Raw genomic sequence first — 12,071 nt, 5'->3', positions numbered from 1 at the left:
GCACGCAGCTCGACGGCCGCCCGGGCAGACGCGCGCTGACGCTCGCGCTCGGCTTCGGCGCCACGCCGCCGGCCGCCCAGCGCGCCGCCGCCGCATCGCTTCGCGCCGGCTTCGCGCCGACCGCCGCCGGCTACCAGGCCGGCTGGCGCCGCTACCTCGACGGCCTCAGCGACCGGCCGGCCGCCGCGGCCCCGGTCGCGCGCGCCTACGAGACCTCGCTGCTCGTGCTCGCCGCCGCCGAGGACAAGCGCAACCCCGGGGCGCACATCGCCTCGCCGTCGATGCCGTGGGCGTGGGGGACGGGCACGATCGAGAGAGACCTGCCGTCGGGGCCGTACCACCTCGTCTGGTCGCGCGACCTCTACCAGGCCGCCACCGCGCAGCTCGCCGCCGGCGACCGGCCCGCCGCGCTGCGCGAACTCGACTTCATCCTCTTCAGAACGCAGCGCGCCGACGGCTCCTTCCCGCAGAACACGACGGTCACGGGCAGACCGCGATGGAGAAACACGCAGCTCGACGAGGTCGCCTTCCCGCTCGTGCTCGCCTGGCAGCTCGGCGCCGCCGACGCGAGACGGTGGGCGCACCTGAGACGCGCCGCCGACTACGTCGTGGCAAGAGGGCCGAGCACGCCGCAGGAGCGGTGGGAGAACCAGGAGGGCTTCTCGCCCGCGACGATCGCGGCCGAGATCGCCGGACTCGTCTGCGCCGCCGACCTCGCGCGCCGCAACGGCGACCCAGCCGCCGCCGCCCGCTACGAGGCGACCGCCGACGCGTGGGCGGCCGCGGTCCAGGGCTGGACGGCGACGAGCACCGGCCCGTACGCGCCGAAGCCGTACTACCTGCGCCTGACGAAGGACAGAAGACCGGACGCCGGGACGACCTACTCGATCGGCGACGGCGGTCCGGAGAGAGCCGACCAGCGCGCCGTCGTCGACCCGAGCTTCCTCGAGCTGGTGCGGCTCGGAGTCAAGGCGGCCGACGACCCCGTGATCGTCAACACCGTCGCGGTGGTCGACCAGCAATTGCGCGCGAGCACGCCGCAGGGTCCGCTGTGGCACCGCTTCTCCTTCGACGGCTACGGCGAGAGAAGAGACGGCGGCGACTGGGACCTGAGCGAGCCCGACACGGGCGAGACGCTCGGGCGGCTGTGGCCGATCTTCGCCGGCGAGCGGGGCGAGTACGAGCTGGCAGCCGGCCGCGCGCCGGCCGCTGCCGCGCTGCTGCGGACGATCGCCGGCAGCGCCAACGACGGCGGGATGATCGCCGAGCAGGTGTGGGACGGCCGGCTGCCGACCGGCGCCGCCGCCGGCGGTCCGCTCGGCAGCGGCACGCGCTCGGCGACTCCGCTGTCGTGGTCGCATGCCCAGCTCGTGCGGCTGGTATGGTCGATCGAGGCTGGGGCGCCGGTCGAGCAGCCGCGGATCGTCGCCTGCCGCTACGTCCGCGCCGACTGCTGAGCGCGCGCGACCCCGATCAGCTCGACGATCTTCGCGACCGCCACGTCGACGATCGCGCGGCCCTTCTCGGCCGTCGCCAGCGTCGGGTCGCCGAGCACCGGCGAGTCGGGCGAGAACGTGTGCCACGGCGTCGGCGAGACGTCGATGTCGGCCGGCAGCGTCGGCCGGTTCGCTCTCGCCAGCTCCATTCTCACGTGCTCGGGCGCGAGGTGGAGCATGTACGACGTCTCCAGCTCGCACGCGTGGAAGTAGGAGGGATGCAGCCGTCTCTCCTCCAGCACCGCCTGCGTGATCTCGCCGATGCCGGGATAGGTGAGCGACAGCACCTTCATGCCGTGCTCGTCGTGGAGGCGGCGGGCGGCCAGCTTCATCGCGTCGAGGTTGCCCATGTGGCCGTTGACGAAGACGAGCAGCGGCACGCCCTGCGCGAACAGCGAGGCGCCGATCTCGTAGAGCGCGGCGACCATCGTGTCGAGCGTCAGCGAGATCGTGCCGGCGTAGGCGCTCGTCGACCAGACCTGACCGTACGGCAGCGCCGGCAGCACGACGCTGTCGGCGATCTGCGCGGCGACCTGGCGGGCGACGGCGTCGGCGAGCAGGTTGTCGGTCGCCAGCGGCAGGTGCTCGCCGTGGTTCTCGACGGCGCCGAGCGGCAGCAGCGCGGCCGGTCTGCGCGCGAGCAGCTCCGTCACCTCGCCGGAGTTGAGCAGCTCGTAGGAGATCGCTCCGGGGGCCGCGCCCGAGGCGGCGTCGGCGGCGCTCATGCCGCGACTCCGGCCGCGCCGCGCGCCGCGTCGAGCGCGTCGGCGAACGAGCGCGCCCGCCCGCGCACGTCGTCCCAGTCGCCGTCGCGCAGCGCGGCCGCCGGGCACAGCTCGCCGCCGGCCGCGACCGCCAGCGCCCCGGCCGCCAGCCACTCGCCGACGTTCGCGGCGCTGACGCCGCCCGTCGGCAGAAACGACAGGTCGGGGAAGGGGCCGCGCAGGCCCTTCAGCAGCGCCGGGCCGCCGAGCGAGCCGGGGAACAGCTTCACGACGTCGACGGGCAGCCGCCGCGCGCGCATCACCTCGGTCGGCGTCACCGCGCCGGCCATCACGACGGCGCCGGTCGCCGCCATCGCCTCGACCAGCTCGTCGTCGAGGCCGGGCGCGACGAGGTACTGCGCGCCGGCCGCGGCCGCCTCGGCCGCCTGCGACGGGTCGAGCAGCGTGCCGGCGCCGAGCACGACGCCATCGCCGTGGCGGGCGCGGATCCCGGCGAGCGCGGCCGGCACGTCGGGGGTCGAGTAGGTCACCTCGATCCCGCGCACGCCGCCGGCGATCAGCGCGTCGGCGGCGGCGATCGCGGCGTCGGCGGAAGGGGCGCGCAGCACGGCGAGGACGCCGGCGGAGCGGATCCGGGCGAGCGTCTCAGGACGGTCGGGGAGGGCGGTCATGCGGTGGTGGTCTCCTGGTCTTGCCGATGACGGGGGAGCGCGACGGTGGCGCGGCGCGCGGAGGAGCGGTAGATCGCGTCGAGCACGCGGATCACGTCGCGCGCCTGCCGCAGCGAGGTTTGCGAGGGGGCGGACCGCTGCTCGTCAGAGCGCAGGCGGTCGAGCACGGCGTCGAGCTGGCGCTCGTAGGCGGGGTCGGGGACGAGCGTCAGCTCGTGGCCGGCGGGGCTCTCCCACTGCTCGACGTGATCGCCGGCGTCGAGGCCGCCGGCGGGCGTGCGCAGGAAGAGGTCGAGCCGCGGCGGCAGCGGGCGCACCTTCAGCGTGCCGTTGGTGCCCTGGAACTCGAGGATCCAGTTGTGGACCCAGTCGGTCGCCTCCCACGCGGTCACGTCGAGCGTGGCGAGCAGCGTCGGGTAGCGCAGCAGCGCTGCCCCGACGTCCTCGTACATGAGGCGTCCAACGGCCGACTCGTCCTCGGGCGCCGGATCGTCGAAGAGGTCGCGCTTGACGACGTTCGAGCGGACCGCGGTCCCTGCCGGCAGCCGCTCGATCATGCCGCTGACCTCCTGCGGCACGCCGAGCGCGTCGACGATCAGCTGCAGCATGTGGCAGCCCTCGGTGAACATCACGCCGCCGAGGTCGCCGGGGACCGACTGCCACAGCTCGTCGCCGCAGCCGATCGGGCAGCCGGCGTTGAAGCGCGCGAGCGTCACCTGGCCCAGCGCACCGCTCTCCAGCAGCGCGCGCATCCGCGCGATGCTCGGCGAGTAGTGCAGCTGGTAGCCGACGTGCGCGTCGATCGGATATGCGGCGAGGCCGGCGACGAGCCGCTCCATCTCCGCCAGCGTCGGCGCGCCCGGCTTCTCCAGCAGCAGCGCGCGCACGTGCGGCGCGGCCGCGAGCGCGACGTCCGGCACCTGCGTGTCGAGCGCCTCGCTGACGAGCAGGTCGGGCCGCTGCTCCAGCAGCGCGTCGAGCGAGGCGAACCGCGTCAGCCCCGTCTCGTGCGCAAAGCGGGCGGCAATCTCCGCGTCGGGCTCGTGGAAGCCGAGCAGGCTCACGTCCTCGCGCGCGCGGAGCTGCTGCACGCGCACGAAGACGTGGGGGTGGCGGACCCCCGCGACGGCAGCGCTGAGCGCCATCAGTAGGGGGCGCCGAACGTGAAGTAGCGGCGCGGGTTGTGCACGAGCAGCGTCTCGACGATCTCGTCGACTCTGGCGTCGGAATACCCGCGCTCGCCCAGCTCCGACCGCAGCCGCGGGATCCACGTCTCCAGCACGAATCTGAGGCCGGGGCCGCGCTCGTACGCGTACAGGTCGGACTTGCGCGCGAGGTCGCCGCCGACCAGCAGCTGCTCCAGGTGGCCGGCCTCGATCAGCGCGATCGTCGCGTCGATGCGGTCGGACTCGGGGCCGTACTTGACCTTCGAGAGCTGGTCGAAGGAGAGAAAGACGCCGGTCGCGGCGACCTGCCGGTGGTACCACGGGTCGACGTTGCGGGTCAGATGGGCGATCGCGAGCCGGCGCACGTCGACGCCCTCCTCGCGCATGATCGCGACCTGCTCCAGCGCCATCGTGCCGGCCTCGGTGTGCGAGTGCAGCGGCGCGCCGGTGCGGCGATGCGCGCGCGCGGCGGCGCGCGCGACGCGCTCCTCGGCCTCGGAGATCGCGTTGTAGCCGGTGCCGAACTTGATCACGCCGCCTCTGACGCCGGTGTCGTCGATCCCGACGGTCACCTCGCGCACCATCAGCTCCTCGTACTGCTCGATCGTCCAGTCACCGGCGCGATCCTCGAACCAGAGGCCCTTGTTGAAGCCGGCGGTCGCGATGATCTGCACGCCGGTGCGCTCGGCGATCTCGCGCAGCGCGGCGGCGTCGCGGCCGTAGTCCCAGGCGGTCGCCTCGTACAGCGAGACGCCGCCGGCGGCGCGGAAGTAGCCGGCCTCGGCGAGCGCGGCCTCGCGGTCGAGGATGACGAGGTCGGGGTCCTTCTCGGCCATCCACTGCGGCGGCGTCGAGATCAGGTGCTCGTGGGCGTAGGTGACGCCGAGCTGCTCGGGGGATATGTCCCCGCTGACGGTGCGGATCATGGGGTGGCGCCTCCTGGGCGTGCTTCGGAAGAGGGCGGCTGCGGGAGCCGGGCGTAGGCGAGCGCCAGCGCGCGCGCCTCGCGGTAGCGCGCCGCGCGCGCCTGCCACGCGCCGGCGTGCTGGGGGCGCGGCATCACGCGCCGCGCGACGCGGCCGGCGAGCGCCGGCGGGAGCGGCTGACCGAGCGCCTCGCGCGCGAGCAGCGCGGCGCCGATCGCCGAGACGTCGTGGTGGACGAGCAGCTCGACCGGCGTGGCGAGCACGTCGGCGAGCGTCTGCACCCAGGCGTCGATGTTGGCGCCACCGCCGGTCGCGACGATGCGCCCGACCGGCGTTCCGCCGGCCTCGACGAGCGCGACGATCTCGGCCAGCTCGAAGGCGATCGCCTCGAACAGCGCGAGCGCGATCCGCGCGCCGCCGGTGTGCGGCGTGAGGCCGAGCAGCGCGCCGCGCAGCTCGGGCGCGAAGTCGGGCGAGCCGGCGCCGGAGAGCTGCGGCACGAAGATCAGCGGATCGCTGGGATCGGGCACGACCGCCTCGCCGGCCGGCAGCTCCGGAATCGTTCCGCCGCCGAGCGCGCGCAGCCAGTTGAGCGCCAGCCCGCCGGTCAACAGCGAGGCGAGCGCGAAGGCGCCGCGGCCGCCGGGCAGCGGGTGCAGCGTCAGCTTGCCGCGCCAGTCGTCGGCGAAGGCGGCGGCGCCGGCCGCGCCGAGCGGGGCGATCGCCGTCACCGAGGTGCCGAGCGAGAGCGCCAGCGTCCCCGGCTGCGCGGCGCCGGCGCCGACCGCCGCGGTCGCCATGTCGCCGCCGCCGACGGCGACGGGGATCCCGGCGCTGAGGCCGGTCAGCGTCGCCGCCTCAGCGGTGAGCGCGCCGCCGGCCGCGCCGCCGTCGCGCAGCGGCGGGAAGAGCGCGGGGTCGAGGCCGACCCGCGCGATCAGCTCGCGGTCCCAGTCGCCGCTGGCGGGATCGTGCACGAGCGCGTTGTGGGCGTCGGTCGAGTCGCTCAGCAGCTCGCCCGTCAGCCGCAGGCGGATCCAGTCCTTCGCGCTCACCCACGCGCGGGCGCGCGCGAAAGTGCCGGCGTCGTGGTCGCGCAGCCACAGCAGCGAGGCGAGCGAGGAGATGGCGTTGACGGGGTTGCGCGAGCGCTCGGCGAGCGCGGCGCGCACGTCAGCGGGCAGCGCGTCCAGCTCGGCGCCGCCGCGCGTGTCGGCCAGCAGCGGCGCGGGCCGCAGCGGCGCGCCGTCGCCGTCGAGCAGCACGACGCTGCTCATGTTGCCCGAGAGGCCGATCGCGGCGATCTCGGCCAGCGGCGCGTCGAGCTGGGCGATCGCGGCGAGCGCCGCCTCCCACCAGCCGCGCGGGTCGGCCTCGACGGCGCCCGGGGTCGGCGTCAGCGCGTGCGCGGCGCTGCGGCACTCGAGCACCTCGCCGTCGCCGTCGAGCACGAGCGCCTTGACGCTGGAGGTGCCGACGTCCAGACCAAGGACGAGCGGTGCGCTCATGTCGGCCCGGCTCCGGGCAGGTCGGCGCGCAGCTCCAGCTCGCGCGCGGGGGAGGCGTCACCCTCGCCCGGCAGCAGCGTCACGCGCACGCGATAGGCGTCGGCGCGCATGTAGGAGCGCACCAGCTCGACAGCGAGGCCGTCGGCGAGGTAGGCGACGCGGCGCGAGCCGAGCAGCGCGCGGTCGACCGGCACGTGCAGCCTCGCGCACAGCTCCTGCGTCGCGTTGAGCGCGCTGTACTCCTCGTCGGCCCAGGTCGGGCGGCCGTCGGCGCCGTAGCGCGACTCGAGGAAGCCGTAGAGCGAGCCGGCGGCGATCGCCTTGGCGTCGACCTCCGGATAGCGGTCGGCGCGCAGCGCGGAGACGATGTGCACGACCGGCCGCTCGTCGGCGAGCACCGTGCGCACGATCGACCAGATCGGCGCCCCCGGCTCGATCCCCAGCGCGGCGGCTGTCTCGTGATCGGCGGCGGCCGTCTCGCAGCGCTCGATCAGCTCGCGCGTCATGTGGCCGGCGCGCTCGAGGTCGTCGGTGAAGCTCGGCAGCTTGCCGGCGTCGAGCGAACGCGTGAATGAGCCGGGCGCGGGGCTCGCCTTGAACGTTCCGCTGCCCTGCACGCGCACGACGAGGTCGCGGTGCTCCAGCTCGCGCAGCGCCTGCACGGCGGTGCCGCGGCTGACGCCGGCGCGCTTGGCGATCGCCGTCTCCGACGGCAGCCGCGTCCCGACCGGCAGCGCCTCCAGGTGCGTGACGAGCTGCTCGGCGATCTGACGGTAGATCGGCACCCCGCTCGTCGTGTCGACGGGAGCGAGCGCGTCTGCGTGCAGTCTGGCGGTCGGATGCTCCATCGGTCTCTCCTGATCGCGGCGGGCAGGTCCCCGCCGTCCGTTCTCAGCGCCCCGCACTGCCGGACCCCCGTCCGATCAGCCGGCGATTCACCAGCATCATCCCGATCAGCACGGCGCCCTGGACGACGTACTGCACGGCCGAGTCGACGTTGAGCGTCTCCAGGATCGTCGTCAGGAAGACGAGCACCGCGACGCCGGCGAAGGCGCCTGCCAGGCGGCCGATGCCGCCGCTGAAGGCGACGCCGCCGATCACGGCCGCGGCGACCGTCTGGAGCGTGTAGGAGTCGGCGCCGGAGACCGACGGCGAACCGGTGTAGGCGGTCAGCGCGATGCCGGCGATCGCGGCGCAGATGCCGCTCAGCACGTAGGCGCCGACGACGTAGCGCGAGACCGCGACGCCCGAGAGCCAGGCGGCGCGCGGCGAGGCGCCGGCCGCGTAGAAGCGGCGGCCCCAGGTCGTGCGGTAGAGCAGGAAGGCGACGACGATCCAGACGGCGATCCACAGCACCAGCCACCACGGCACGATGCTGCCGAGGACCTTCGCGTCGGCGGCCGACTGCAGGCCGGGGGCGACGCCGCCCTTCGGCTGACCCTCGGTGTAGACGTAGTAGCCGCCCTGCACGATCGTGCCGACCGCGAGCGTGGCCAGCAGCGGCGGGATCTTCGCGCGCGAGACGAGCAGGCCGTTGACGAGCCCGACGAGGCCGCCGGCGGCGATCGCGACCGCGATCCCCTGCGCGATGTTGCCGTCCTGCCCTCTCATCTGCGCGGAGGAGACGACGCTCGCGAGGTTCATCACGGGGCCGATCGAGAGGTCCAGTCCGCCGGACAGCAGCACGACCGTCTGACCGATCGCGGCGATCCCGAGCTGCGCGTTCTGGCCGAGGATCGTGAGGATCCGCTGCGGCTCCCAGCCGCCCGGCGTCGCGACCGCGAAGGCGATCAGCAGCGCCAGCGCGAGGCCGTAGGAGACGAGCAGCTCGCGGCTGCGCAGCAGGCGGCGGCGCAGCTGCTCGCCTCTGCTGCCGGACGCGGCCGGCGGTGCCTGGACGGCGCTCATGCGGCACCGCCTCGCTTGCGCCAGCCACCGCGCGCCATCGTCAGCAGCCCCGTGGGACGGCCGGCGGCGTGGTAGGCGGCGAGCGTGAGGATCAGGATCACGCCCTTGGCGATGTACTGCCAGTAGCTGAAGACGCCGGCGAGGTTGAGCAGGTTGTCGGTCAGCGCCAGCAGCAGCACGGCCGGGATCACGGCGAGCACGGAGCCGCGGCCGCCGGTGACGGCGATCCCGCCGATCAGCGCGGCGGTGATCGAGTCGAGCGCGAACGGGTCGCCGACGTTGGGGTCGCCGGAGTAGATCCGCGCGACCAGCGCGAGGCCGGCGAGCGCGGCGAACAGCCCGCTGAGCGAGTAGGCGATCAGCAGCGTTCTGCGGACCGGGAGGCGCGCGCGGCGGGCATGCGCCTCGTCGCCGCCGACGGCGAACAGCGCGCGGCCCCAGCGCGTCTCGGCGCTCGCGAGCCAGAGGATCGCGACGCCGCCGAGCGCCAGCAGGAAGGTCAGCGGGACGTGGCCGAAGACGGTCGTCAGCGGCGTCAGCAGGTCGGCGGGGACGACGCCGCCCGGCTGCCCGAGCACGAGCAGCGCGACGCCTCTGAAGATCGCCATCGTGCCGAGCGTCATCACGAGCGGGTTGACGCCGGAGACGACGCCGATCCCGTTGCCGAGGCCGCCGAGCAGGCCGACCGCGACGACGATCGCGACGACCGCGCCGGCGGAGCTGGAGGAGGCGGCCGCGAGCACGGTCGCCAGCGACATCATCGAGCCGACGGAGAGGTCGATGCCGGCGGTGGTGATGACGATCGCCTGGCCGGCGGCGACCAGCAGCAGCGGCGCCATCTGGAACAGCAGCGACTCGACGTTGGTCGGCGAGCGGAACGGCTCGGAGACGATCGCCGCGATCACGACCGCGACGATCGAGACGAGCGTGATGAAGAGCGCGGGCTTGAGCCCGGCCAGCGTCGTCGTGCCGAGCGGCGACGAGCGGCGCGAGGTGGCGAGGGCGCTCATGCGGCACCCGCTGCAAGGGTCATGATCTCTTCCTCGGTGGCGGAGTGGCCGGGCACGCTGCCGCGGATCGCTCCCTCGTACATGACGTGGATCTCGTCGGCGAGGCCGATCAGCTCGAGCATGTCGGTCGAGACGAGCAGCACGGCGACGCCTCTGTCGGCCAGCTCGCGCAGGACGCCGTAGATCTCGGCGCGGGCGCCGACGTCGACGCCCCGCGTCGGGTCGTCGAGCACCAGCAGGCGCAGGCCGGGGACGAGCAGCCAGCGGCCGAAGAGGACCTTCTGCTGGTTGCCGCCCGACAGCTCGCCGACGCGCTGCTCCATCGACTGGAAGCGCAGTCTCAGGCGCTCGGCGACGGGGCCGGTCGCGCGCCGTTCGCGCGCGCCGTTCAGCAGCCGCGCGGGGTGGAGGCGGTGGGCGGCGGCGACCGTCAGGTTCTCGGCGATCGAGAGCGGCAGCATCAGGCCGGAGGTGCGGCGGTCCGGCGGGACGAAGGCGACGCCGGCGGCGATCGCCGCGCGCGGGCTCTTGAAGCCGGCGCGGCCGGTCGAGGAGCCGTCGAGCACGAGCTGGCCGGCCTGCAGGCGGCGGACGCCGGCCGCCAGCTCGGCGACGACGTGCTGGCCGTGGCCTTCGAGGCCGGCGATCCCGACGATCTGGCCGGGACGGATCGCGAAGCTGACGTCGCGCACGCCGTGGCCGCCGGCGCCGTCGAAGGCGAGCACCGGCTCGGCCGCCGGCTGCGCAGCGCTGCGGTCGGGGTAGAGCTGCTCCAGCTCGCGGCCGACCATCGAGCTGACGAGCGACTCGCGCGTGAAGTCGCTCGCGGGGCCGGCGCCGACGAGCGCGCCGGAGCGCATCACGGCGATCTCGTCGGCGAAGCGGAAGACCTCTTCGAGCCGATGCGAGACGAAGATGACGGAGGTGCCGCCGGCCTTCAGCCGCTCGGTCGCGGCGTGCAGCAGGTCGACCTGGCTCGGCTCCAGCGACGAGGTCGGCTCGTCGAGGATCAGCAGCGCGGGGTCGAGCGCGACGGCGCGCGCGATCTCGACGAGCTGCTGCTCGGCCGGGCTGAGCCGCCCGACCGCCGTGTCGACGTCGAGCGCGACGCCGAGGCGGTCGAGCGCGGCGCGCGCCAGCGTGCGCAGCGCGCGGTTGTTGACGGGGCCGCCGGGGAAGAGGCGCGGCTCGCGACCGAGGCAGAGGTTCTCGGCGATCGTCAGGTACGGGAAGAGGCTCAGCTCCTGGTGGACGACGGCGACGCTGCCGGCGACCGTGACGGAGCCGGTGTCAGGCTTCAGCTCGCCCGCGAGCATCGCCATCAGCGTCGACTTGCCGGCGCCGTTCTCGCCCATCAGCGCGAGCGTGCGGCCGGCGCCGAGCGACAGCGAGACCGCTCTGACGGCGTGCGTCGCGCCGAAGCGCTTGTCGAGCGCGTCGCAGGCGAGCGCCGGCGGCGACCCCGTGGGGCCGCCGCTGACTGCGCTGGTCGCGCTCACGTCGATCGGCTCAGCGATCGAAGAGAGCTCTGATCTGGGCATCGTCGAGTCTCGTGTCGACCCAGAAGGAGTCCGGCAGGTCGGTGCGGACGTATCTGTCGAGCGTCCCGGCGGTGATCGGCTCGGGGTTGACGAGGTTGACCTTTCTGACCTCGTCGCCTCTGAGCAGGTTGAGCGTCTGCGTCAGCGCCTCGGAACCGACCCAGGTCGGGTTGACGACGCCGATCGAGTCGAAGCTTCTGTCGCCGCTTCTGGCGAGTCTGTCCCACACCTTCATGAGGCCGTTGTTGTTCTCGCCCGTCATCGGGACGAGCGGGTGGCCGGCCGCTCTGAAGGCCTGGATCGCGCCGAGCGTCATCGCTCCGCCCTGCGACCAGACGCCGTCGACGTCGGGGTGCGCGGCGAGCATGTTGGAGACGGCCGTCTTCGCTCTCGCGGTGTCCCAGGCGGCGTGCGCGTCGGCGACGACCTTGATGTCGGGGTATCTGTCGAAGACGTCCTTGGCGCCCTTCCAGCGCAGCGTGTCGGTCGAGAAGCCGGGAAGGCCGTTGAGGACGTAGATGTTGCCTCTGCCGCCGAGCTTTCTGACGAGCCACTCGGCGCCGGTTCTGCCGAAGACGATGTCGTCGGCGCGCACCTCGGCGGCGGTGTCTCTCGTGTCGGCCATGCCGGCGACGAGCGTCACGGGGATGCCGGCGCGGTTGGCCTGCTGGATCACCGGGACCGAGGCCGACGGCGAGATCGGCGTCATGATGATCGCGTCGACTCTGCGCGAGATCATCGACTGGATGTTCGAGATCTGCTTCTGGACCTGGTTGTCGGACTGCGTGTAGACGACGTCCTCGATGCTGTCGCCGTTGCGCTCGACGGCCGCTCTGAACTCCTCGGCGAGCTGGGTCGACCAGCTGTTGCCGAGCCAGTAGACGTCGTAGCCGATCGTGAATCTGCCCGTCGGATCGGCTCTCGTGGTGGCCGCTCCAGTGGAGGAGGAGGACGAGCTGCCGCATCCGGCGGCGGTGAGCGCGACGGCGGCGACGGCGGCGAGCAGCGGAAGTCGCCGCCGCAGGGGCGTGAACAGCATGGGTCTCTCGGTCTCCCTCGCAGGTGGGAGCCGCGCGGCGGCGCGGCTCCCGGGTCAACGAATGTGGGCGAGAGTATCCAT

11 protein-coding genes are annotated in these 12,071 nt (G+C 73.8%); 1 reads left to right on the top strand and 10 read right to left on the bottom strand.

The window, feature by feature from the left end; genetic code table 11:
- Positions 1-1,457, top strand: a 1,457-nt coding sequence (locus R7226_RS14820) for a glycoside hydrolase family 15 protein (RefSeq protein ID WP_318597953.1), incomplete at its 5' end; no start/stop codon positions are given.
- Here R7226_RS14820 and R7226_RS14815 read toward each other — a convergent pair.
- The 10 genes from R7226_RS14815 to R7226_RS14770 are packed head-to-tail and all read right to left on the bottom strand — an operon-like array spanning position 1,436 to position 11,990.
- The gene (locus R7226_RS14815; protein ID WP_318597952.1) at positions 1,436-2,221 is read right to left on the bottom strand and encodes a creatininase family protein; all 786 of its coding nucleotides are present in this window, start codon (positions 2,219-2,221) and stop codon (positions 1,436-1,438) included. The two genes, R7226_RS14820 and R7226_RS14815, sit on opposite strands and share 22 nt — an antisense overlap.
- Positions 2,218-2,892, bottom strand: coding sequence for a bifunctional 4-hydroxy-2-oxoglutarate aldolase/2-dehydro-3-deoxy-phosphogluconate aldolase (locus R7226_RS14810; protein ID WP_318597951.1), 675 nt, complete (start codon positions 2,890-2,892; stop codon positions 2,218-2,220). The genes R7226_RS14815 and R7226_RS14810 overlap by 4 nt, the downstream gene beginning before the upstream one ends.
- Positions 2,889-4,037 carry a Gfo/Idh/MocA family protein gene (locus R7226_RS14805; RefSeq protein ID WP_318597950.1) on the bottom strand — a complete coding sequence of 383 codons (1,149 nt, stop codon included), beginning with the start codon at positions 4,035-4,037 and terminating at the stop codon, positions 2,889-2,891. Before R7226_RS14805 ends, R7226_RS14810 begins: the two co-directional genes overlap by 4 nt.
- Positions 4,037-4,984, bottom strand: a complete 948-nt coding sequence (locus tag R7226_RS14800) for a phosphotriesterase family protein (RefSeq protein WP_318597949.1) — start codon at positions 4,982-4,984, stop codon at positions 4,037-4,039. Before R7226_RS14800 ends, R7226_RS14805 begins: the two co-directional genes overlap by 1 nt.
- On the bottom strand, positions 4,981-6,492 hold the full coding sequence (locus tag R7226_RS14795) for an FGGY family carbohydrate kinase (RefSeq protein ID WP_318597948.1): 1,512 nt from the start codon (positions 6,490-6,492) through the stop codon (positions 4,981-4,983). Before R7226_RS14795 ends, R7226_RS14800 begins: the two co-directional genes overlap by 4 nt.
- Positions 6,489-7,340: a GntR family transcriptional regulator gene (locus R7226_RS14790; RefSeq protein ID WP_318597947.1), complete on the bottom strand. Its 852-nt coding sequence runs from the start codon at positions 7,338-7,340 to the stop codon at positions 6,489-6,491. The genes R7226_RS14795 and R7226_RS14790 overlap by 4 nt, the downstream gene beginning before the upstream one ends.
- Positions 7,341-7,383: 43 nt before the next feature.
- Positions 7,384-8,400, bottom strand: a complete 1,017-nt coding sequence (locus tag R7226_RS14785; protein WP_318597946.1) for an ABC transporter permease — start codon at positions 8,398-8,400, stop codon at positions 7,384-7,386.
- On the bottom strand, positions 8,397-9,410 hold the full coding sequence (locus R7226_RS14780) for an ABC transporter permease (RefSeq protein ID WP_318597945.1): 1,014 nt from the start codon (positions 9,408-9,410) through the stop codon (positions 8,397-8,399). The genes R7226_RS14785 and R7226_RS14780 overlap by 4 nt, the downstream gene beginning before the upstream one ends.
- Positions 9,407-10,951 carry a sugar ABC transporter ATP-binding protein gene (locus R7226_RS14775; RefSeq protein ID WP_318597944.1) on the bottom strand — a complete coding sequence of 515 codons (1,545 nt, stop codon included), beginning with the start codon at positions 10,949-10,951 and terminating at the stop codon, positions 9,407-9,409. The genes R7226_RS14780 and R7226_RS14775 overlap by 4 nt, the downstream gene beginning before the upstream one ends.
- Positions 10,920-11,990: an ABC transporter substrate-binding protein gene (locus tag R7226_RS14770; RefSeq protein WP_318597943.1), complete on the bottom strand. Its 1,071-nt coding sequence runs from the start codon at positions 11,988-11,990 to the stop codon at positions 10,920-10,922. Before R7226_RS14770 ends, R7226_RS14775 begins: the two co-directional genes overlap by 32 nt.
- Positions 11,991-12,071: the final 81 nt, after the last annotated feature.

Origin of the sequence: Conexibacter stalactiti, assembly GCF_033542075.1 — a bacterium.
Lineage (GTDB): Bacteria > Actinomycetota > Thermoleophilia > Solirubrobacterales > Solirubrobacteraceae > Conexibacter > Conexibacter stalactiti.
Note: the sequence above shows the minus strand (reverse complement) of the source record. Positions and strands in the feature narration are given on the sequence as shown.

Bases quoted from the DNA above. Each gene is read 5' to 3' on its own strand.
- R7226_RS14800 (WP_318597949.1), bottom strand. From the start codon at position 4,984: ATGATCCGCACCGTCAGCGGGGACATATCCCCCGAGCAGCTCGGCGTC.
- R7226_RS14805 (WP_318597950.1), bottom strand. From the start codon at position 4,037: ATGGCGCTCAGCGCTGCCGTCGCGGGGGTCCGCCACCCCCACGTCTTC.
- R7226_RS14810 (WP_318597951.1), bottom strand. From the start codon at position 2,892: ATGACCGCCCTCCCCGACCGTCCTGAGACGCTCGCCCGGATCCGCTCC.
- R7226_RS14785 (WP_318597946.1), bottom strand. From the start codon at position 8,400: ATGAGCGCCGTCCAGGCACCGCCGGCCGCGTCCGGCAGCAGAGGCGAG.
- R7226_RS14770 (WP_318597943.1), bottom strand. From the start codon at position 11,990: ATGCTGTTCACGCCCCTGCGGCGGCGACTTCCGCTGCTCGCCGCCGTC.
- R7226_RS14815 (WP_318597952.1), bottom strand. From the start codon at position 2,221: ATGAGCGCCGCCGACGCCGCCTCGGGCGCGGCCCCCGGAGCGATCTCC.
- R7226_RS14775 (WP_318597944.1), bottom strand. From the start codon at position 10,951: ATGCCCAGATCAGAGCTCTCTTCGATCGCTGAGCCGATCGACGTGAGC.
- R7226_RS14780 (WP_318597945.1), bottom strand. From the start codon at position 9,410: ATGAGCGCCCTCGCCACCTCGCGCCGCTCGTCGCCGCTCGGCACGACG.
- R7226_RS14790 (WP_318597947.1), bottom strand. From the start codon at position 7,340: ATGGAGCATCCGACCGCCAGACTGCACGCAGACGCGCTCGCTCCCGTC.
- R7226_RS14795 (WP_318597948.1), bottom strand. From the start codon at position 6,492: ATGAGCGCACCGCTCGTCCTTGGTCTGGACGTCGGCACCTCCAGCGTC.